20 protein-coding genes and 2 pseudogenes are annotated in these 20,743 nt (G+C 70.8%); 16 read left to right on the forward strand and 6 right to left on the reverse strand.

What is annotated here, in order from left to right; translation table 11 throughout:
- Window positions 1–138: 138 nt before the first annotated feature.
- Together AB0F29_RS19425 and AB0F29_RS19430 are read left to right on the forward strand one after the other, a co-directional pair.
- A complete protein-coding gene (locus tag AB0F29_RS19425; protein ID WP_361873688.1) occupies window positions 139–1,008 on the forward strand; it encodes a DUF4328 domain-containing protein in 870 nt (289 codons plus the stop codon).
- Window positions 1,009–1,060: 52 nt separating this feature from the next.
- Window positions 1,061–1,639 (forward strand): hypothetical protein, encoded by a 579-nt coding sequence (locus AB0F29_RS19430; RefSeq protein WP_361873561.1) that lies wholly within the window; start codon window positions 1,061–1,063, stop codon window positions 1,637–1,639.
- Between the two features lie 124 nt (window positions 1,640–1,763).
- Here the strand turns inward: AB0F29_RS19430 and AB0F29_RS19435 are convergent, their stop codons facing one another.
- Window positions 1,764–2,261 carry a universal stress protein gene (locus tag AB0F29_RS19435; RefSeq protein WP_361873563.1) on the reverse strand — a complete coding sequence of 166 codons (498 nt, stop codon included), beginning with the start codon at window positions 2,259–2,261 and terminating at the stop codon, window positions 1,764–1,766.
- 201 nt (window positions 2,262–2,462) lie between these two features.
- Between AB0F29_RS19435 and AB0F29_RS19440 the strand changes: the two genes are divergently transcribed.
- The 7 genes from AB0F29_RS19440 to AB0F29_RS19470 all read left to right on the forward strand — a co-directional run bounded on the left by AB0F29_RS19440 (window position 2,463) and on the right by AB0F29_RS19470 (window position 9,004).
- The gene (locus tag AB0F29_RS19440; RefSeq protein WP_361873564.1) at window positions 2,463–2,798 is read left to right on the forward strand and encodes an SAV_915 family protein; all 336 of its coding nucleotides are present in this window, start codon (window positions 2,463–2,465) and stop codon (window positions 2,796–2,798) included.
- Between the two features lie 38 nt (window positions 2,799–2,836).
- Window positions 2,837–4,171 (forward strand): diaminopimelate decarboxylase, encoded by a 1,335-nt coding sequence (gene lysA, locus AB0F29_RS19445; protein WP_361873566.1) that lies wholly within the window; start codon window positions 2,837–2,839, stop codon window positions 4,169–4,171.
- Between the two features lie 131 nt (window positions 4,172–4,302).
- Window positions 4,303–4,455, forward strand: a complete 153-nt coding sequence (locus AB0F29_RS19450) for a hypothetical protein (RefSeq protein ID WP_199787770.1) — start codon at window positions 4,303–4,305, stop codon at window positions 4,453–4,455.
- Window positions 4,452–4,541, forward strand: coding sequence for a K(+)-transporting ATPase subunit F (kdpF, locus tag AB0F29_RS19455; RefSeq protein WP_018955984.1), 90 nt, complete (start codon window positions 4,452–4,454; stop codon window positions 4,539–4,541). Before AB0F29_RS19450 ends, kdpF begins: the two co-directional genes overlap by 4 nt.
- 9 nt (window positions 4,542–4,550) lie before the next feature.
- Entirely contained in the window at window positions 4,551–6,215 is a 1,665-nt protein-coding gene (gene kdpA / locus AB0F29_RS19460) for a potassium-transporting ATPase subunit KdpA (protein ID WP_361873569.1), read from the forward strand.
- Window positions 6,212–8,326, forward strand: a complete 2,115-nt coding sequence (gene kdpB / locus AB0F29_RS19465) for a potassium-transporting ATPase subunit KdpB (RefSeq protein WP_361873571.1) — start codon at window positions 6,212–6,214, stop codon at window positions 8,324–8,326. Before kdpA ends, kdpB begins: the two co-directional genes overlap by 4 nt.
- A gap of 6 nt (window positions 8,327–8,332) precedes the next feature.
- Entirely contained in the window at window positions 8,333–9,004 is a 672-nt protein-coding gene (locus AB0F29_RS19470; RefSeq protein WP_361873573.1) for a potassium-transporting ATPase subunit C, read from the forward strand.
- Between the two features lie 219 nt (window positions 9,005–9,223).
- Here AB0F29_RS19470 and AB0F29_RS19475 read toward each other — a convergent pair whose 3' ends face one another.
- The 3 genes from AB0F29_RS19475 to AB0F29_RS19485 form a co-directional block, all read right to left on the reverse strand.
- Entirely contained in the window at window positions 9,224–10,294 is a 1,071-nt protein-coding gene (locus AB0F29_RS19475) for a methyltransferase (protein WP_361873575.1), read from the reverse strand.
- An 894-nt stretch (window positions 10,295–11,188) separates the two neighbouring features.
- A complete protein-coding gene (locus AB0F29_RS19480; protein ID WP_361873576.1) occupies window positions 11,189–11,821 on the reverse strand; it encodes a hypothetical protein in 633 nt (210 codons plus the stop codon).
- Entirely contained in the window at window positions 11,818–13,236 is a 1,419-nt protein-coding gene (locus AB0F29_RS19485) for an AAA family ATPase (protein WP_173315280.1), read from the reverse strand. Before AB0F29_RS19485 ends, AB0F29_RS19480 begins: the two co-directional genes overlap by 4 nt.
- Window positions 13,237–13,360: 124 nt before the next feature.
- Between AB0F29_RS19485 and AB0F29_RS19490 the strand changes: the two are divergent.
- The 4 genes and pseudogenes from AB0F29_RS19490 to AB0F29_RS19505 form a co-directional block, all read left to right on the forward strand.
- A pseudogene (locus AB0F29_RS19490) lies at window positions 13,361–13,945 on the forward strand (DegT/DnrJ/EryC1/StrS family aminotransferase); the annotation flags it as partial.
- 61 nt (window positions 13,946–14,006) lie between these two features.
- A complete protein-coding gene (locus AB0F29_RS19495; protein ID WP_361873578.1) occupies window positions 14,007–14,141 on the forward strand; it encodes a hypothetical protein in 135 nt (44 codons plus the stop codon).
- Window positions 14,141–14,278, forward strand: a pseudogene (locus AB0F29_RS19500) (low molecular weight phosphotyrosine protein phosphatase); the annotation flags it as partial. The gene AB0F29_RS19495 and the pseudogene AB0F29_RS19500, both read left to right, overlap by 1 nt.
- Before the next feature lie 97 nt (window positions 14,279–14,375).
- Complete coding sequence (locus AB0F29_RS19505; protein ID WP_361873579.1) at window positions 14,376–14,561, forward strand: hypothetical protein; 186 nt, start codon at window positions 14,376–14,378, stop codon at window positions 14,559–14,561.
- A gap of 19 nt (window positions 14,562–14,580) precedes the next feature.
- On the opposite strand, the gene AB0F29_RS19510 is transcribed toward AB0F29_RS19505, so the two are convergent.
- Window positions 14,581–15,756: a UDP-N-acetylglucosamine--N-acetylmuramyl-(pentapeptide) pyrophosphoryl-undecaprenol N-acetylglucosamine transferase gene (locus AB0F29_RS19510; RefSeq protein WP_361873580.1), complete on the reverse strand. Its 1,176-nt coding sequence runs from the start codon at window positions 15,754–15,756 to the stop codon at window positions 14,581–14,583.
- Between the two features lie 578 nt (window positions 15,757–16,334).
- On the opposite strand from AB0F29_RS19510, the gene AB0F29_RS19515 reads away from it, so the two are divergent.
- Complete coding sequence (locus AB0F29_RS19515; protein ID WP_361873582.1) at window positions 16,335–17,126, forward strand: RNA polymerase sigma factor; 792 nt, start codon at window positions 16,335–16,337, stop codon at window positions 17,124–17,126.
- A complete protein-coding gene (locus AB0F29_RS19520; RefSeq protein WP_361873584.1) occupies window positions 17,126–18,298 on the forward strand; it encodes a hypothetical protein in 1,173 nt (390 codons plus the stop codon). The genes AB0F29_RS19515 and AB0F29_RS19520 overlap by 1 nt, the downstream gene beginning before the upstream one ends.
- Window positions 18,299–18,765: 467 nt before the next feature.
- On the opposite strand, the gene AB0F29_RS19525 is transcribed toward AB0F29_RS19520, so the two are convergent.
- On the reverse strand, window positions 18,766–19,806 hold the full coding sequence (locus tag AB0F29_RS19525) for a L,D-transpeptidase family protein (RefSeq protein WP_361873586.1): 1,041 nt from the start codon (window positions 19,804–19,806) through the stop codon (window positions 18,766–18,768).
- Between the two features lie 239 nt (window positions 19,807–20,045).
- On the opposite strand from AB0F29_RS19525, the gene leuE reads away from it, so the two are divergent.
- On the forward strand, window positions 20,046–20,738 hold the full coding sequence (leuE, locus tag AB0F29_RS19530; protein WP_361873588.1) for a leucine efflux protein LeuE: 693 nt from the start codon (window positions 20,046–20,048) through the stop codon (window positions 20,736–20,738).
- Window positions 20,739–20,743: the final 5 nt, after the last annotated feature.

Below are 20,743 nucleotides of genomic sequence, written 5' to 3' on the forward strand. Positions count from 1 at the left end.
GGCGTTCCCCGGCGGCGGACCGTAGCCCGTGGACAGCGACTCCGTCCACGGGCTACGGTCCGCCGACCGCGCGGCTCCTGGGGAGGGACGTGAGGCCACACACCGCCGGCCCGTCCTTGGGGGGACTTCTCCATGTCCATGCTCTGCACCCGTTGTCGTATCAGAACGGCCGTGACCGACGACGGGCTGTGCACCTTCTGCTCGGGCACCCGGCCCCCGCTGCCCGGCGGCGCGAAGGCCCCGGCCCCCGGGGCAGCGCCCCTTTCCGGCCCCGTGCCCGGCCTCGTCCCCGGAGACCGGGACGCCGGCGTCTGGCCGCGTTCGCCGGTCGGCCTGTCCCGCGCGGTGATCGCCCTGCTGGGCTGCGTCATCGCGAGCGACCTGTTCGTCATCGGAGCCGGTCTGCACCTGCGCGGCCTGTGGGAAGGGCTGGCGGCGGACGAGTCCCTCGACATCTACACCGACCCCGGGCTGCGGGCGCAGGAGCTGTACGACCTTGCCGGGTCGGTCCAGACGGCGGCGTTCCTGGCCACCGGCGTCCTCTTCATCATCTGGTTCCACCGGACCCGCCGGAACGCCGAGGTCTTCGAGCCCGGCGTGCAGCGGATGGGGCCGGGCTGGGCGGTGGGCGGCTGGTTCGTCCCGGTCGCCAACCTCTGGTTCCCCTACCGCGTCGCGAGCGGCATCTGGGAGGCGAGCGTCCCGCTCCACCCCGATGGCGGGTGGCGCACGGTTCCCAGAACGGTGCTGAACCTGTGGTGGGGCGGCTGGATCGTCTCCGTCCTCGCCTCCCGCATCGCCGTGAGCCAGTGGAACCGGGCCCAGGAGCCGGAGCAGATCGCCGACGCGGCGGCCCTCGTCGCGGCCGCCGACGCGCTGGACCTCGTGGCCGCGGTGCTCGCCGTCCTCTTCGTGCGCGCGGTTACGCGGACGCAGGGGGAGCGGGCCGGCATCCGACAGGCCGCGACCGCCCCGGAGCGGGCGGCCCCGGAGCCCGCCGCCCCATAGTGACGATTTTCGGCCATTCGGCGCAGTATCCGGTAGACCGAGGGAGACGTCGATGAGTCTGCTGGAACTGATCGAACGAGCCGACGAGCGCGCGCTGGCCGCCGGGGCGCTGGCCTGCCTGGACCGGTGCCTGCCGCTGCTCGCGGAGCCCGGGGCGGAGCCGCTGCGCCCGCTCTGGGCGAGCTGCGAGAACGGACAGGATTGGGCCATCCGGCTCGCGGCGGTGCGGACGGGGATGGAGCACGAGTCCGTCACCGATGGCCCGGCCGCGCTCGTGCGGACCATGCTCGGCGCCGCCCCCTCCGACTTCGACGCCGTACCACTGCGGGGGTGGGCGGACGCCTGTTCGCTGGTCGCCCTGCGGATCCACGGGCGGCTCGACGCCCCGGACGGGGAGACGCCGCCGGACGAGGAGCGGCTGATCGAGGCGGCCCGCGGCGGTGAACCGGCCGCCGTGGGGCCGCTGGTCGCCGGGGAGCTGGAACGGCAGGTCCGCATCTTGGAGATCCTGGCGGAGACCACCGGCACGGCCGGCAGCGGCGCCGGACTCCGCAAGGCGCTGGACCTGTCCACGGAGGGCCGCCGGGTCCTGCGCGCGGTGATGTCACGACGGGCCCGCGGCCGGGGCTGACGAACGGGTCTTCCACGGGACCGTCGCGCTACGGCCCGGGTTGTTCCTCGTGCGCGGGGCGTTCCTTCCGCCCCAGCCTTCCCTTCCGCCTTCCGCCCGGGCCTTCCCGTCCGCCCCGGCCTCCCTACCGCCCGGGCGGCAGGGTCCAGTTGTCGCCCAGTACGGCGGCAAGCTCGGCTTCGAGCGGGTTCGGGGGCACCGCGAGAACGGGGCAGGCCGCGTGCGCCAGGCAGTAACGCGCCACCGACGGGCGCAGGGCGGGCAGCCATCTGCCGCGTGAGCCCGCACCCACGACCAGGAGGCCGTCGGCCGACCCGGCCGCCTCGACGAGAACCGGTCCCGGCTCGCCGCGCACGGCGAGCCCGGACAGTGCGACGCCCGGTCTCCGCACGGCGAACGCACCGTCAAGAAGGGTGCGCAGCTCGTCGACAGCGGCTTCCCGGTACTCCCGGAGCGCGGCGGTGCCATAGGTGGCACGGCCTCCCAGACCCCCGCCGGGCAGTTGCCAGGCCAGCACGGCGTACAGATCCGCGTTGCGTTCCCGCGCCTCGGCGGTGGCTTGGTGCAGGGCTGCCAGGCTCCCCGGGGAGCCGCTCACGCCGACCACGATTCTCTGCCGCACCGTCCGGCCTCCCGCCTCGTCCTGTTCCGGAATTCCATTGAAGGGCGGGCCGGGGGAGGCGAGCGTCAGCGATGCGTATGAACCGGGCGATGCCCGTCAACGTCACGTAAGGCGGGAGGGTTTCCCGCGCCGGGGCGGGCATAGCTTCGACGTCATGCGGCCCGACGACGGCCGATCGTGGCTCCACCCGGAGGAAACCTCATGTGCCTCTTCTCGTACGACGACGACTCCGACCCCGATGAACAGGCCCGGGCCGTGCTGCTGTACGTGCCCGTCCGGCCGGAAGCCGCCGGCCCCGCGCTGCGGATGTTCCGTACGCCGCTGGGCGAGCGCACCGCCGTCGGCTTCACCGGACTCGGCCTGCTGACCGCGGCCCTCGGCGCCGGCCAGGCCGCGATCAGGCTCGCCGAACCGGCCCTGCGCTCCCTCACGGAGCCCCTCGGTGTCGACCGGATCGTCGTCGACCCGGTCCTCTCGGCCCCGGCCGTCACCGCCGCGCCGGTGCGCGCGGCCGAAGAGCCCGCGCGCGCCCTGTGACCCGCGCCCCGTCCCACGCCTCCCGAGGAGACGCCGCCATGTCCGCTCCCGTTCTCACCGAGCCCCCGGCAGGACTGGACGACCTGTCCGTCTGGCCCGCCTCCACCGCCCGGCTCCCGGGCGCCGACCTGAGCGTCGGAGGGGTCTCGCTCGCCGGCCTCGCCGACCGGTTCGGCACTCCCGCGTACGTCCTGGACGAGGACGAGGTGCGTTCACGCTGCCGGACCTACCGGGCCGCCTTCCCCGACGCCCAGGTGCTGTACGCGGCCAAGGCGTTCCTGTCCCGGGCGATGGCGCGGTGGATCGACGAGGAGGGCCTGGGGCTGGACGTCTGTTCCGTCGGCGAACTCGAACTCGCCCACGCCGCCGGGTTCCCGCCGGAGCGGATGGTGCTGCACGGCAACGCGAAGACACCGCGCGACATCGAGACGGCGCTACGGCTCGGGGTCGGGCGGATCGTCGTCGACAGCCCGTCGGAGATCGCCCGGATCGCCGCGCTGACCGGCCCCGCGGGGCGGCAGAAGGTGATGGTGCGGGTGGTGCCCGGGGTGTCGGCGGGCGGCCACGAGAAGATCCGTACCGGTACCGACGGCCAGAAGTTCGGCCTGTCCCTCACCGACGGGTCCGCCCAGCACGCCATCGCCCGTGTGCTCGGCCAGCCGCAGCTCGAACTGACCGGCCTGCACTGCCACATAGGCTCGCAGATCACCGACGTCAAGCCGTACCTGGTGGCCGTGCGGCGCATGGTCGGACTGATGGCCCGGGTCAAGGACAGCCACGGCGCCACCTTCCCGGAGCTCGACATGGGCGGCGGGCACGGGGTGGCCTACCGGCCGGGGGAGCCCGCCCTCGACCTGACCGCCCTCGCACGCCGCCTCGGCGCGGAACTCGCCACCGGATGTGCGGCGGCGGGCCTGCCCGTGCCGAGGCTGGCCATCGAACCCGGGCGGGCGATCGCGGCCCCGGCCGGGGTGGCGCTGTACCGCGTCCTCTCCGTCAAGCACACCGGCCCGAACACGTTCGTGGCCGTCGACGGGGGCATGAGCGACAACCCCCGGCCCGCCCTGTACGGGGCCCGCTACGCGCCGCGCCTGATCGGCCGCGCGGCCACCGCCGAACCGGTCGCGGCCACGGTGGTGGGCCGGCACTGCGAGGCCGGCGACGTCCTCGCGAGCGACGTCCTCCTGCCCGGCGACATCCGCTCCGGCGACCTGCTCGCGGTGCCCGTGGCAGGGGCCTACCAGGTCTCCATGGCCTCCGCCTACAACCTCGTCGGGCGGCCGCCGGTCGTCGCGGTGCGCGAAGGCACGGCACGCCTGCTGATCCGGCGCGAGACACAGGAGGACCTCCGGCGGCGCGACATCGGCGCCTGAGGGCTGTCCCGACAGCCCGTGGGCACTGTGGGCGTACGGCCGCGTGCGCACGGCCCGGTCGGCCGCGTCAGATCGGCGTCAAGGGTTTCCCGGTATTCGTATGGACCCCGTCAAGGTGGCTTATCGCCCTGATGAAGACGCGGTTTGCTCGTATTGGCCAAACGGCTGATTTTCTTCCTCACGTCAATCAGGAGCTCGCGATGGCCGATCTGGCCTTCGTCGCCACCACGATCGCGGTATTCGCGCTGGTGGCTCTCATCGCCCGGGGGGTGACCAAGCTGTGACCGTCGAAAATGTCGTCGGCCTCGTCGTGGCCGTGTCCCTGCTCGGATATCTCATCCTCGCTCTCCTTTACCCGGAGAGGTTCTGAGTCAAGGAAATGAGTCCCCAGGTCGCTGGTCTGCTCCAGCTCACAGCCCTGATCGCCGCCCTCGCCCTCGCCTACCGTCCGTTGGGCGATTACATGGCCAGGGTCTACTCCTCCGAGAAGAACTACCGACCGGAGAAGTGGATATACAAGGCCATCGGCGCCAATCCGGCCACCGAGATGCGCTGGCCCGCCTATCTGCGCGGAGTGCTCGCCTTCTCGGCGGTGAGCGTTCTCTTCCTGTATCTGATGCAAAGGGTGCAGGGCTCGCTGCCCGGTTCGCTCGGCTTCTCCTCGATCGACCCGGACCAGGCGTTCAACACCGCCGCGTCCTTCGTCGCCAACACCAACTGGCAGTCGTACTACGGCGAACAGGCCATGGGCCACGTCGTGCAGACCGGCGGTCTCGCGGTGCAGAACTTCCTGTCCGCCGCCGTCGGCATGGCCGTCGCGGTGGCACTCGTACGCGGCTTCGCCCGGTCGCGTACGGGTGAACTCGGCAACTTCTGGGCCGACCTGGTGCGCGGGACCGTCCGCATCCTGGTCCCGATCTCGGTGATCGGCGCGATCGTCCTGGTCGCCGCCGGGGCGATCCAGAACTTCTCCGGCATCCACCAGGTCGGACAGTTCATGGGCGGTACGCAGGAGTGGAACGGCGGCGCGGTCGCCTCCCAGGAGGTCATCAAGGAGCTGGGCACCAACGGCGGCGGCTACTTCAACGCCAACTCCGCCCACCCCTTCGAGAACCCCAACCCCCTGTCGAACCTGTTCGAGATCTTCCTCATCCTGCTGATCCCGTTCGCGCTGACGCGGACCTTCGGCCGGATGGTCGGATCGCTGAAGCAGGGGTACGCGATCCTCGGCGCGATGGCCGTCATCTGGATCGGCTTCACGGCGCTGATGATGTGGACCGAATTCGCCCACCGCGGGCCCGCGTTCGAGATCGCCGGCGGCGCCATGGAGGGCAAGGAGACCCGCTTCGGGATCGCCGGCTCGTCGATGTTCGCCGTGGCCACGACGCTGACCTCGACCGGCGCGGTGAACTCCTTCCACTCCTCGTACACCGGTTTCGGCGGCGGCATCACCATGCTCGGCATGCAGCTCGGCGAGATCGCTCCCGGCGGCGTCGGCTCCGGCCTCTACGGCATGCTGATCATGGCGATCATCGCGGTGTTCATCGCCGGGCTGATGGTCGGACGCACCCCGGAGTACCTCGGCAAGAAGATCGGCACCCGCCAGATCAAGCTCGCGGCCTGCTACATCCTCGTCACCCCGGCCCTCGTGCTCGGCTTCACCGCCGTCGCCATGGCCCTGCCGACCCCCGCCGACTCGATGACCAACTCGGGCGCGCACGGCTTCTCCGAGATCCTGTACGCCTACACCTCCGGCGCCAACAACAACGGCTCCGCCTTCGCCGGGCTCAACGCCGACACCCAGTGGTTCAACACGACCATCGGCATCGCGATGATGCTCGGCCGGTTCCTGCCGATGGTGTTCGTCCTGGCCCTGGCCGGCTCGCTCGCCGGGCAGAAGCCGGTGCCGGAGACCGCGGGCACGCTGCGCACCGACAAGCCCCTCTACTCGGGGCTGCTCGTCGGCACGATCCTCATCATCACCGGACTCACCTACTTCCCGGCCCTGGCGCTGGGTCCGCTCGCCGAAGGGCTCGCCTCATGAGCACCGTCACCCCAACCCCCACGCGCGCGCCGCACGGAGACATACCGCCGGCCGAAGGCCACGGGGCTGCCAACCGGGTCGGCAGCGGGCTGTTCGACCCCCAGCTGCTGCTGAAGTCGTTCCCGGACGCGCTGCGCAAGCTCGATCCGCGCGTGATGGTCAAGTCGCCGGTGATGTTCGTCGTGCTGGTCGGTTCGGTGGTCACCACCGTGCTGGCGCTCACCGACCCGACCGACTGGTTCGGCTGGGCGATCACCGCCTGGCTCTGGCTGACCACCGTCTTCGCCAACCTCGCCGAGGCCGTCGCCGAAGGACGGGGCAAGGCCCAGGCCGACACCCTGCGCAAGGCCAAGACCGGCACCGTCGCCCGCCGGGTCATCGGCCCCAACGAGGAGCGGGTCGCGGGGACGGACCTGCGCATCGGGGACCTGGTGGTCTGCGAGGCCGGCGACACCATCCCCGGTGACGGCGATGTCGTGGAAGGCGTCGCGTCCGTCGACGAGTCCGCGATCACCGGCGAGTCCGCCCCGGTCATCCGCGAGTCAGGCGGCGACCGCTCGGCCGTCACCGGCGGTACGAAGGTGCTGTCCGACCGCGTCGTCATCAAGATCACGACGAAGCCCGGCGAGACCTTCATCGACCGCATGATCAACCTGGTGGAGGGCGCCTCCCGGCAGAAGACGCCCAACGAGATCGCCCTGAACATCCTGTTGGCGTCCCTCACGATCGTCTTCCTGCTGGCCGTCGTCACCCTGAAGCCCTTCGCGATCTACGCGGGCGCGGACGACCAGACCTCGCTGATCGTGCTCGCCGCCCTGCTGGTGTGCCTGATCCCCACCACGATCGGGGCCCTGCTGTCCGCGATCGGCATCGCGGGCATGGACCGCCTGGTGCAGCGCAACGTCCTGGCCATGTCGGGGCGCGCGGTCGAGGCGGCGGGCGATGTGTCGACCCTGCTCCTCGACAAGACCGGAACCATCACCCTGGGCAACCGCCAGGCCGCCGAGTTCCTCGCGGTCGAGGGCGTCACCGAGGGCGCGCTCGCGGACGCGGCGCAGCTCTCCTCGCTCGCCGACGAGACCCCGGAGGGCCGGTCGATCGTCGTGCTCGCCAAGGAGAAGTACGGGCTGCGGGGGCGGACCCAGGGGGAGCTGACCGGAGCCGCGTGGGTGGAGTTCACCGCGCAGACCCGGATGTCCGGCGTCGACCTGGACGGACGGAAGGTCCGCAAGGGTGCGACCGGCTCGGTCATCGCCTGGGTGAAGGAGCGGAACGGCAGTGTCTCCGAGGACGCGGAGGCGCTCACGGACCGGATTTCCCAGGCTGGTGGCACGCCGCTGCTGGTGGCTGTGGAAGACGCTGACGGCGCTCGCGTCCTCGGGGTCGTCCACCTGAAGGACGTGGTGAAGGAGGGGATGCGGGAGCGGTTCGACGAGCTGCGGCGCATGGGCATCCGCACGGTCATGATCACGGGTGACAACCCGCTGACCGCGAAGGCGATCGCCCAGGAGGCCGGGGTCGACGACTTCCTGGCCGAGGCGACGCCCGAGGACAAGATGGCCCTCATCAAGCGGGAACAGGCCGGCGGCAAGCTCGTCGCGATGACCGGCGACGGCACCAACGACGCCCCTGCCCTGGCCCAGGCCGACGTCGGCGTGGCGATGAACACCGGAACCTCGGCCGCCAAGGAGGCCGGGAACATGGTGGACCTTGACTCCAACCCCACCAAACTCATCGAGATCGTCGAGATCGGCAAACAACTCCTCATCACCCGAGGAGCGTTGACCACCTTCTCCATCGCCAACGACGTCGCGAAGTACTTCGCGATCATCCCCGCCATGTTCGCCGTGGCGTACCCGTCGCTCGACCGGCTCAACGTCATGGGGCTCACCTCGCCCGAGTCCGCGATCCTGTCCGCGGTCATCTTCAACGCCCTGGTGATCGTCGCGCTGGTGCCGCTCGCCCTCAGGGGCGTGCGCTACCGGCCCGCGAGCGCGGACCGGATGCTGCGGCGCAACCTGGGCGTCTACGGACTCGGCGGCATCGTCGCCCCGTTCGTCGGTATCAAGATCATCGACCTGCTCCTCTCCCTCCTTCCCGGAATCGGCTGATCCGCCATGACCAACAACTCCGTCAGCAGCACCGCGCGCGTGCTCGGGGCCGGACTGCGAGCCCTTCTCGTCCTCACCCTGGTGTGCGGGGTGCTCTACCCGCTCGCCGTCACCGGCGTCGCCCAGGCCCTGTTCCACGACAAGGCCAACGGTTCCGAGATCAAGGACGGGAGCGGGCAGGTCGTCGGCTCCTCCCTCATCGGCCAGCGGTACGACCTCCCGCCGAAGGACGGCGAGGAGTCACCCGCCCCGGACCTGAAGTGGTTCCAGCCGCGCCCCTCCAACGGACTCGGCAGCAACAGCGTCAACACGCGGTACTCCCTGATCCTCTCCGGGGCCACCAACCGCTCCGGGGACAACGAGGAACTGGTCCAGTGGGTGACCGAAGCCAAGGCCGCCGTGGTCGAGGACAACTCCACCCCCACGTACCGGCTGACGCCCGCGGACGTGCCGGCCGACGCCGTCACCTCCTCCGGCTCCGGCCTGGACCCCCACATCTCCCCCGCGTACGCCGCACTCCAGGTGAACCGGGTCGCCGAGAAGAACGACCTCGACGTCAAGGAGGTGGAGGACCTCGTCGCCGATCACACCACCGGCCGGCTGCTCGGCTTCATGGGCGAGCCCCGGGTGAACGTCCTGGAGCTGAACACCGCGCTCAGGGACCTGACCCGGGGCTGAGGGACGGTGCGGGACACGGTGGGGTCCGGATCGCCGAGCACCGCCACCCGGGGCGTGACCCGGGTGGCGCTCGGCGAAGCAGGGGAAGCCGTGCTCGACGCGCGAGACCGCCGACCGGGCTCGACGCGCGCGATGCCGGCCGGGCTCGACGCGCGAGACCGCCGGCATGCGCGAAGACCGGGAATGACAGCCTGACCAGCAGTTCGATCAGCAGCCTGATCACTCCGGACATCGGCTCTCGAAGGCGTGGTGCCCGTCGGACAGGAACGTGACGGAGAGCGGTTCGAGGCCGGCGGCCGTGTGCAGACGCCAGACGTCGTCGGCGGTCCGGAACCCGCGGACCTCCTTTCCGCAGAGCACCATCTGGTAGAGGGCATGGGCGCCGTCCGCCTCCTGGTCGAGCAGGGGCTCCAGCACGATCAGCCTGGGCCGCGGTCCTGTGGGGCCGACGGCGTGCGCGGTGCGCTCCATGGCCCGCCGTACCGCCGTGAGGATGCGCGTTCCCTGCTCGGGCGACCAGTCGTGCAGCACGTTCTTGAGCAGGTAGAGCCCACCGCCTTCGGGTACTTCCTCGAAGATGTCCGCCGGCTGGAAGCGCAGCCGGTCGGCGAGCGAACGGTCCGGGGCCTGCGCCAGGCCGGCCGCCGCCCGGGCGCAGACGCCCGGCCGGTCGACACAGGTCCCTTCGAGGCCCGGATCGCGGGCCAGGAGCGACATGAGCAGCGTGCCGTTCCCGCCGCCGACGTCGATCAGCCGCCCCGGCCCGGAGAAGGAGAACTTCTCGGCGAGCGCCACGGCCGTCGGTCTCGCCAGCTCCGCCATCGCGGCGTCGAAGACCTGCTCCGCCTCCGGGGTCCGGCCGAGGTACGCGTACAGCGGCAGGCCGAAGACGTTCTCGAACCCGGAGCGCCCGGTCGTGACCGTGCCGAACAGTCCGGCGAAGGCGTCGTCGTAGGTCTCGGCCAGCAGGATGCAGTGGTGACGCAGGGACCGGGGATGGTCGCCGCGCAGGGCGGAGTGGCTCTCCGCCAGCCGGAACCGCCCGTCCCCGTCGTGCACGAAGACTCCCCGCATGGCCAGGGTCTGAAGGAGGCGGAGCATCACCTCCGGGTCACTGCCGGTCCGTCCCGCGATGTCGACGGACGTCATGGAGCCGCCGTCGAGGACGTCCGCGATCCCCAGCCTGGCCGCCACGGCCAGTGCACGCGAGAAGGACCCTCCCGAGGCGATCTCCAGGAGCCCCGCGCCTCCCCGCGCGTCCTTCCCCTGTTGTCGTGCGTCCGTGTCCACGGCCGGCCCTCCTTCTGCTCTTCTTCCCGCCCGGCGACCTCGGCCGTGCGGTACACGGAACAACGAGGCGGGGGACGGCCAGAACGGCTCTGGTCGGAGTATGTCCGGCACGCGGGAGCGTCATGTACCCCGTATGCGTGAATCTGCGCGGTCCGGGGCGGTACGGGCCCCGGCGCGGGAGGCCGGCGGCCAGGTCCTGATCCGGCCGGCGGCACGTCCGCCGGAGCAGGCCGAGCCCGCACGAGGCGGCGCCGTGCGCCGGCCGTACGCGACGGCCCCGCCGGATCGTTCCCCACGGCCTCCCGGCCCCGAGCCACCCGATGGAACGCACCTACCCCTACGCATGCCCACCGCATAGCGGACGCTGTCCGGGCAGCGTCCGCTGCCCGGACAGGGCACCCCATGTCGAGCTCGAACGCCTTCTCAAGCCTGGTGTCGTGGGGCGCGTCGGGTGAACACCAGGCGCGTTGGTCACGCCGTTGGTGACGAGGGCTTTTTGCGGCGTGGAAAGTGCCTGGCCAGAGAGCCACATGCTGGAGCGATGACCGGGGCCGCCACCCCCGGCCGCACTCAGTCGAAATAGCTCTTTGACCTGAGAGTTTGCCGTCTAGGTTCCGGTTCCTGGCTTTCGGCTGTCTCGGCCTGTGCCCAGGTGTTTCTGTCTGTTCCTGGGCGCTGTTGGTCATGCGTTGGTCATGCGATGCGACCAGCTCGTCCGGCGTCCGGGCAGACTGTTCACGCACGCACGGACGGACGTCAGCCGCTGGCGTGCGTACGAGCGCAGGACTCGAACGGCGGTTTCACCCTTGTGGGGTTCGAGTGACTCCCGCAGGGTGCTGCGCACCAGGTCGAGACACCGTGAAGCAACCGAATAGTGGAGCGTGCCCGTGTGGGTCATTCGTTGAGGACCTCGAATGCAGCGTCGAGGCCCTCTACGAAAGCACGCCACGATGGAAGGCAGGTGATGGGTCCCTCGGGGTCCAGGAGTTCCAACATGCGCAGCCGGTGCTGCGAGAAGCGCTTCTGGAACTGGGCGAGGCGGCGCCCCTTGTATTCGCTCGCCCTCGCGAGCGAATCTTTGAGGAGCTGTTTCGGGTCGGCGATATTCTCCGCCGCCATGCCCTTGGGGAGATCAAGACCGACGCGACCACGAGGGTTCTCGGCGACTTGACGCAGGCACGCTTCGTCGAGGAGGAGCCAGGCTTCCAGCATGCGGACGGGCACAACGGCAACGTGCCGAAGGCCGGGCCACTCGGCGTCCACCGCCTTCTCGATCTCGTCTTCGCGGTCCTGGGCAGGACCTCGGTCAGCATCCCGTTGTACCACTGCCAAGTCGTAGCTCCCTCCGAGTGCGCGGGCGGCCCGGAGCTTGTCTGGTACGGAGTGCCCGGTCGGCAGTCGGAGCAGACCGAAGTCGGGGACTGTGACCGAGACGTCGAGTCCCTTACGAACGGCAATCGACTCGATATGTGGGACGAGGCCGTTGTCGCTGCTGCCTTCGCCGATGAACAGGACACGAGCGGTCACGCGGCGTCCCCGCTCAGCGTGAGTTGCGCTCCGACGGGCGTGGTGAGATAGGGAAGGATATCGGCTTTCGTCACGAAGCTGCCGCTCGTCACTTTGTTGGCCCGCCAGGTACCGGCGAGTGGACGCAGACGCAAGGCACGGTTCAGAGTGCCATTCTCGCCTCTGTGCATTGCAGTGTCGGCGAACAGGAGATCCTCGTTGCCGACGAGTTGTACGACACCGGGTGAATGCGTATTGATCAGCACCTGCCGGAACGGGTTGTCTGCGCCGGGTTCTTCCGACGGATCCACGGCAAGGTCCTGTACCAAGTCGACCATGGCGTTGAGGTTCGCTGGGTGGATGCCGTTCTCGGGTTCTTCCATGCAGACCAGTCCACGTACGGACGAGTCTTCGAGCAGAACGCAAAGTGCCAGAAAGCGCAGGGTGCCTTCGGAGAGGCTGCGCGCAGGCAGCGTCATGCCAGCCACCTCGTGCACGTTGACCGTGAGGAGTTGCCGAACCTCGTCCTGATCGACATCAAGATCACGGACATGGATGCCGGTCAGGTCCGAAAGGCGTCCCGCAACCCGGGCGTATACCTGGCTGGGATCCGCTCCGGGAGTGTCGTGGGCCACGCGAAAGAGGGTCGCTGGCAGATGAGAGCCGTCGGCGCCCATCACGTGCGGGTCCACGTATCGGTCGGACCGGCGCAGAGCGGATGGTTCCAGGGCAAGCCGTCGCCAGGACTGCATTTCGCGGCGAGCCGAGAGGATGGTCGGGTCGTCGCTGCTGGTGATGGTGGAGACGACTGTCGCTGGCGCCCGGGATGCCGCAGCCGGCTTGGGTTGGCCTCGGCTGCCACCGTCCTGGTGAATCTTGACGATCGACTCTTCGGCTTCGGTGGTCGTCGAGATGAACGGCGCGCCGCTACGGTGCCCCTGGATGACGGTGTCGCGGAACTGCTTGGCACTGTGAGGGAAGCGAAGGTGCTGCGGAGCCTTGCCCTTGGTGATGTGGGCCAGCGTCTCGTGGAGGAGCGTGAGGCGCCCGAAGCGGTCGAGTCCGGACGGCTCCTGATAGCCGACTTCCAGTTCGTACCGCAAGAAGGTGCTGCTGGCCTTCGCGGCCCGGCCGAAGTCGTCCTGCACGTGCAACGGAACGATCATCTCGGCAGCGAACCGCATCCGGTGGTTGCCGGGCTCGAAGCCCTTCCAGAATAGGTCACGCGGGTCACCTTGACGCTCGCCATGTACGCCTCGAACCTCCTGGGCCGCCTCCATCATCGACTGGTCGGCGAGGAGAGAGAGGAACTGGATGGCGTCGAAAACGTTCGACTTGCCGGTGCCGTTCTCCCCGGCGATGCAGGTGAAGGGGCCGAAGTCGATAGACAAGTCCAGTAGGTTCTTGAACCCGTGGACTTCGATGCGTGTCAGCATGCGGCCTCCGGAAGTTCGTCGAGCGGTTCCAACAAGCCTACTGGCGAGGAGGGCCGCCATACCGCCAATGCGTAGGCAGCCTCTTCCCGCGCTTGGTCACTATCTGGCTACCCCGCGTTCCGGCATGGACGCAGTCACCGACGACACGGCCGCCGTGCAGCCGGTGCTCTTCGGTGGCCGGGCCGTCGACCTCAGTTCCATTCGCGAGGAGCTGGCGGAGCGGGGCATCGTGGTCATCGAGGACGCCGCCCATGCTTTCGGCTCTCACTGCGGATCCAAACATGTCGGTGCCGACGACACGGCCTTGACGTGCTTTTCCTTCGGGCCGGTCAAGAAACTGACGTGTGGCCAAGGCGGGGCCGCCATCCCTCGTACGCCCGAGGAGGCCGCCGCTGTCCGCCGACTCCGCATGCTGGGCGTCACGCAGTCCCAGAGCGAGCGCGCTGAGACCACCGGCTATCAGGTGGAAAGCTTCGGCTTGCGGTATCAGCTCTCGTCCATCAACGCCGCCATCGGGCTGGCGCAACTCGACCATTTCGACGCCACCGTGCGTTCCCGGCGGCATTTGTGGCGCACCTACAGCGATGCCCTGGACGCGCTGGAGGGGGTGGCGCTCGTCGACGTCGACCTCGGCCACACGGTGCCGCACCTGTGTCAGGTACGCGTGCCGCACAGGGACCACGTATTCGCCCACCTCCGGGCGAGGAGTATCGGCGTCGGCGTTCACTACCCGCCCAACCACCTTCAGCCCGCCTTCGCACGCTGGACGCGTGACCTGCCCGCCACCCGAACGGGTCAGCCGGGAAATCCTGAGCCTGCCCTTCCACCAGCACCTCACCGAGGCAGACGTCCACCGAGTGGTGACCACCCTCGGATACGCACTCAAGGCCACAGGCGGCTCATGATGTCGAATCTGCTCGTCGTGTGTCTGGGGAACTACTGCCGTAGCCCCTTCGCTCAGCTTGCTCTCGCTCGACGGGGCGGACCACATATGGCCGTCCGCTCGGCCGGACTGATCGGCAAATGGCAGGACCAACCAGCCCATTCGGCCATGATCAACGCTGCGCGGCGGCTGGGCTACGACCTCACTGCCCACCGCGCCCCTGGACATGCTGGAGTGGGCGGACACAGTACTCGCCATGGACGTCTCCGTTCTTGCCGCCCTCCAGGTCGTCTGCGGCCCGGAGAACGAGAACAAACCGCGCCTCTACCTCGGCGACCGGGACGTGCCCGACCCGATGGGCCAGGACGACGCTGCGTTCCACGAGTGCGCTGTGCTCATGGAAGTCGGCACCGTGCTCCATACCGGTGGACGGATCACGTAGACCACTGCCGACGGCGCTGTTACTGGGATGCTGCGGACAGGATCACGTCCACGAGCCTTTCCGCAGCGTCCGGGCGACCGTGGGCCCTGGCCGCTGCGGCCATCGTGGCCCGGCGCTCCGGATCGTCGAGGAGCGGGCCGACCGCCTCGCGCAGGTGGCCGCCGGTGATCTCGCCGAGGAGGGCGACCGCTGCCCCGGACTCCTCCAGGTGGCGGGCGTTGTGCGCCTGCTCGTTGCCGGCCGCCGAGGCGAGCGGGACGAACACCGCGGGCTTGCCAAGGGCGGTCAGCTCGGCCAGGGTGCCCGCGCCGCTGCGCGAGATCACGAGATCGGCCAAGGCCAGGACGTCCGGCAGCTCCGGTCCGACGAAGGCTGTGAGGTGGTACCGGGCGGCCAGGGAGGCCGGAAGTCCCATGGCGCGTGCGGACAGGGCCTCTTGGTGGGCCGGACCGCACTGGTGCACCACGTTGGCGCGCTCCAGCAGCCACGGCAGTTCGCCGCCGACCACGTTATTAATCTGCTGCGAGCCCTGTGCGCCTCCGGTGACGTACACCGTCGGAAGGCGCCGGTCGAAGGTGTGGAGGCCGAGGGCAGTCACTGCTTTGTCCGGGTGGCCGGTCAGGATCTCCGGTCGTACGGGGTTTCCGGTGACCACCGCCGCCGACCGGACGCTCTCCGGCAGGAGCGGCAGGGTCGACTCCGAGGACACGGCGATCCGCGCGGCGGAGCCGGCGAGCTTACGGTTGGCTAGGCCGAGGCGGACGGTCTGTTCGTGCAGGACCAGCGGGACCCGGCACATCCTGGCGGCGAGCCCGGCCGGCACGGCAACGTAGCCGCCCGTGGCGAGCACGACGTCCGGCCGGAAGGCAGCGACCGCGCTGCGCGCCTGAGCGACCCCGAGCGGGACGCGCGCCATGTCCCGGACGTTGGCCGGAGACACCATCTTCAGAAGGTTCGAGTGACGCCGGATCTTGCCTGTGGCGACGGTGGTGAACGGGATGCCCTCCGCGCTCGTGACCCGGGCTTCCAGACCTTCCGAGGTTCCGATCCACAGGACGTCGAGGGTGAGGCCGGAAGCGGCCAGGCGTGCCTGCAAGGTGCGGATCGCGGTGAGGGCGGGGTAGGTGTGACCGCCGGTGCCGCCTCCGGTCACGATCAGGCGGAAGATGGACGTCTGCTGCGGCGCGGTGTTCACGCTGGGCACTCTAATGGCTGCTGTCCGCTGATCGTTCGCGATCGTCTTGGCGACGGAGGCGCGTGGGTTGCCGTGGGTTGCGCCTTCGAGCGCGCTCTTCGCGTCGGTGGCCTGCGGAGCCGAATGGAGGGTGCCAGGAGCTTGTCCTGAGCTCACGCGGCGACTGAGCTCCGGTGGTTCGGGTGAGCGCTGGAAAGTGCTGGTCACTGGGGTATCTGGCGTCCGAGAACGCGCCCGCCCAGAAGAATTCGCCGGCGCGTTGGTTACGCCGTTGGTCACGGAGGGGGTATGCGGCCTACGAAGCGCCAGGCCAAGGGGCCACACGTGGGAGCGACGACCGGGGCCGCCACCCCCCACAGGAGAGGCCCCGGCCGTCTTCCACGGGGTCGCAGCACGACCCCGTACTCATCTCAGCGCCATGACTGCGTTTTCTGTCACACCGTGAGTCCGCCGTCGAATTGTTGCGGGTTGTACAAGTCGTGGACGCGGCCCCCGCCGAGCACGTAGCGTGCTGGTTCGCGCAGGGTTGCGCAGCAGTTGACCAGCTGCGATCGAGGACGGCAGAGCGGGTTGAGGGAGTGCTGGGGGACGACGCGGAGCTGACTGCCGCGGTGCTCGCGGCACAGGACGGGGACGAGGACGCCTTCCGTGCTGTGTACCGCGCGGTGCAGCCACGGTTGTTGGGCTACATACGGACGCTGGTCGGGGAGCCGGACGCCGAGGACGTGGCGTCCGAGGCGTGGCTGCAGATAGCGCGCGACCTCGACCGGTTCAGCGGTGACGCCGACCGGTTCCGGGGCTGGGCCGCCCGGATCGCGCGCAACCGCTCGCTGGACCATCTGCGGATGCGCAGCCGCCGCCCCGCGATCGGCGGCGACGAGACCGAGCTGACCGCGCGGGCCGCCGAGTCCGACACCGCGGGCGACGCCATCGAGGCGCTGGACACGGACCGCACCATGTCCCTCATCGCCCAGCTGCCGCAGGACCAGGCCGAGGCCGTCGTGCTCCGGGTGGTCGTCGGGCTCGACGCGAAGAGCGCGGCGCAGACCCTGGGCAAGCGGCCCGGCGCCGTACGCACCGCCGCCCACCGGGGCCTCAAACGACTGGCCGAACTCCTCGGCGCGGAGCACTCCGGGGCGAACCGGGCGGACGGCGCCTCCGTGGACGGCGCCTCCGTGGGTGGCGCTTCCGTTGGCGGCGTCCCGGACCCGGCGCAGGGTGCCGACGGCGGTGCGGGTCAGGGGGCGGCCGGTGGCGCCGGCCTCGGCGCCGTACCCGCGCAGCGCCCCGGGCGGAGCGGTCCGGTGGCGCCCGCCGGGATCACTCCCGGTGTGACGCATTCGCGACCGTGGACGCAGAAGGACATGTGATGGCCGACGAGCACTACGAGTGGCTTGACAAGGACGCGGCGGAGAGACTGCTCCGCGGCGAACCGGTCGTCCCCGTCGGCGACGAGGCCCGCACCGACGCTTTCCGGCTCGCCGAAGCACTCGGCGCGGCCCGCGCCGGGTCCCGGCCCCCGGCAGGCGAACTCCCCGGCGAGGACGCGGTCCTCGCCGCGTTCCGGCAGGCCGGCCACGGCACCGGCGAGGACCGGCTCGGCGGCCTCTCCGCCGCCGTCCCCGGCCGGCCCGGTCTGCTGCGCGCCGTCCACCTCGGCTCCGCCCCCCAGACCCCGGCCCGCCGCTCGCGCTGGAGTCGGCCGGTCCGTTTCGGCCTGGCCGCCTCGCTCGCGGGCTGTGCGCTCGGCGGGGTGGCGGTGGCCGCCGGCACCGGCGTGTTCGCCGGAACGTTCGGCGGGCAGGGCTCGCCCGCGCCGGCCACCTCCGTGTCGGCCGCCGTGACCCCGGGCCCGCTGATCTCCGGCGGGCACGCGGACGACCCGGCGGACCCGGCGCACACGCCCCCGCCCGACGCGTCGGAGGAGCCCTCCTCGCCCGGGACCCGGGAGTCCGACGGGCCCGAGCACCCCGACAGCGCGCGAACCGGCGACACCGCCCGGGAGCCCGGCGAGGACCGCCCGGGCAGTCCGGACAAGCCGGGCGGCGACGGCCGCGAGGAGACGGCCGGGGGCGGCGCGGGCCAGGAGGAGAAGCCCGGCGGTCCCGGCGACGACACGGAGTCCGGGGACTGGTACGAGCAGTCCGTCAAGGCCTGCAAGGCCTTCCGCGACGGCAGCCTGGACGACCGGAGCCGACGGCAGCTGATCCGGTTCGCGAAGGGCGAGAAGAACCTGGAGCGCTTCTGCGACCGCCTCCTCGACGAGAGCGGCGGGAGTGGCGGGAGTGGCGGGAGTGGCGGAAACGGTGGGAGCGGCGGAAGCGGTGGGAACGGCGGCTCCGGCGGTTCCGGTGACGGTGACGATGACGACGACGGTCAGAACGGGCCGGGCGACGGTGACGGCGGCGCGCTGCCGCCCGTCTCCTTCCACCCCGTGCCGCGCTCCGGAGTGGCCCCGGAGACGGGCGCGGGCGCCGGGACGGACACCGAGGCCCCGCCGCTCCCGAAGAGCTCCGGCGTGGCCTCCGTGCTCGCCCGTTGACGACCTGAACCGCTCCGTGACAGCCTGAACGCTCCGTGACGGCATGAACCGCTCCGTGACGGCCTGAACCGCCGTCCTGCTGATTACTCGATTACCTGAGTCGCCGGCCCCGCTGGTTACGAACCGCCGCCGCGCTGATTGCCTGAACCGTCCGTCCGTTGGCGACAGAACCTTCCGTTGCTGATCCGGACCGCTCGCTGTCGGCCCGAACCACCCGCTGACCTGCGGTTCCAGGCGCCTCGCGAGCCGCCAGGGCGGCCGGGTGTGACGTTTTCCGGAGGCCGGGCGCAGTACAGAGTGAGCCGACTGGTCATCGGCCGCGCAACGAGCCGGGGTTCCCCCCGTACCTTCGGCTCGGCGCATCGGCGCGGGCGGGACACGTTCCCCCGGTCCCGCCCGCGCCCTCTCCTCCTCCACGTGCCCGTCTACGCCGGATCACCGGCAGGCAGCGGACCGTCTGTTCCGGATCACCGGGAGACGACGACCTTGTCGCCGTTCTTCACCTGGTCGAACAGGGCCGCGACCTTCTTCTTGTCCCGTACGTTGACGCAGCCGTGCGAGGCGCCGCCGTAGCCGTTGGCCGCGAAGTCGGCGGAGTAGTGGACCGCCTGGCCGCCGCTGAAGAACAGGGCGTACGGCATCGGGGTGTCGTAGAGCGTCGACACGTGGTCCCGGGACTTCCAGAACACCTCGAACACGCCCTCCCGGGTGGGCGTGTACTCCGAGCCGAAGCGCACGTCCATCGCGGAGACGACCCTGCCGTCGTTCATCCACGCCAAGGTCCGGCTCTTCTTGCTGATGCACAGGACCCGGCCCTTCAGGCACCGTTCGTCCGGCGCGGCCACCGGCCGCTCGGTCGGCGGGTCCAGCTCTGCGGCCGTCGGCACCCGGGTCATGGCCAGCAGCCGCTGCCAGGTGACCGCGTCGGTGCTTCCGGTGGCCGGCAGCCGCCGCTTGGCCTGAAAGGACCGTACGGAGTCGGCGGTCACGGAGCCGTAGTAGCCGGTGGGATTGCGCCCGAAGTGGCCGATCTGGCGGAGCCGGGCCTGGAGTTCCCGCACCCGGTCGCTCTCGGACCCCGTACGCATCAGGACGCGCGGCGGCGGTGCGGAGCTCGGCTCCGGGGCCGGCCTGGCCCTCGTCGGGGCCGGGGCCGGGGCGGCGGTGGACGCCGACGGGCTGGGTGCGGTGCGCGGCTTCGCGTCCTCGGTCGTGGGCGCGGGGGCCGTGAGGAAGGGGCTCGGGGTCGGCGCGGCCGCCTGCGTGGCGCGCACCGGCGGCGGCACGTCCTGCGCCCCTTCGGCGGTCCCCGGCTCGCATCCCGTTGCCAGGGCCGCCAGCGCGACGAGAGAAACGGCGGCGACGCGACGCCCCCGGGGCTTTCCGCCCGCACACCGCCCGGCGGCCATGCCCGGCCCCGGACCCGGTCCGGTCGTCGCTTCCGACGACCGCGTCCCGCCCGGGTCGCTCGCTCCCCGGCCGTCCCACCCGCTGTTCGTGTCCGCCATGCTCGGTCCCCCTGGCTCACCGCCGGCCCGGCGCCTCCTGTACGGATTCCCGTCCGGCCCGGTCACCGAATCCTCCGTCGTACCCCGGCCGCGCGTCCAGCCCCCCGAGGGGTCGCCCGGCCGATCATGGCCGGGTCCGGCGCGCACGGCGCCCCCTCTCCCGGGCGCCACCGGGCCACCGATACCGCCTGGTGAAACCCCCTGGACGACACCCCGTACAGACGTGCGAGACTCCGTCCATGCTGGGTGTCACCGATCTTCCGACCTATCTCGCCGGTCTGGCGCTGATCGTTCTTCTGCCGGGGCCGAACTCGCTGTACGTGCTCTCCGTCGCCGCCCGTCGCGGCGTGCGCACCGGCTATTCGGCCGCCGCGGGCGTCTGGACCGGGGACGCCGTCCTGATGACGCTCTCCGCGCTCGGCGCCGCGTCCCTGCTCCAGACCACGCCCCTGCTCTTCGCGATCGTCAAGTACGCGGGCGCGGCCTATCTGACCTGGATGGCCATCGGGATGCTGCGGGCGGCCGTGTCGCTGTGGCGCGAGCGTCACCGGCGCACCGCCGAGCTGGCGGAGACGGTGGACGACGCCGAGACGGCTGGGACGGCCGGGACTTCCGGGGCGACGGCCCCCGTGGAGCGGCCCTACCGCCGGGCCCTGGTGGTCAGCCTGATCAACCCGAAGGCGATCCTGTTCCTGATCTCCTTCTTCGTCCAGTTCGTCGACCCGGGCTATGCCTACCCGGCGCTGTCGTTCCTGGTGCTCGGCACGCTGCTCCAGCTCGCCAGCTTCGCGTACCTCTCGGTGCTGATCTTCGGCGGTACCCGCCTGGCCGCCGCCTTCCGCCGCCGTAAGCGACTGTCGGCGGGGGCCACTTCCGCGGCGGGTGTCCTGTTCCTCGGGTTCGCGGCCAAGCTCTCGTTCAGCAGCGTGTAGCTCCG

Origin of the sequence: Streptomyces sp. NPDC026589 (assembly GCF_040638385.1) — a bacterium.
In the GTDB taxonomy this organism is placed as follows: Bacteria; Actinomycetota; Actinomycetes; order Streptomycetales; family Streptomycetaceae; genus Streptomyces.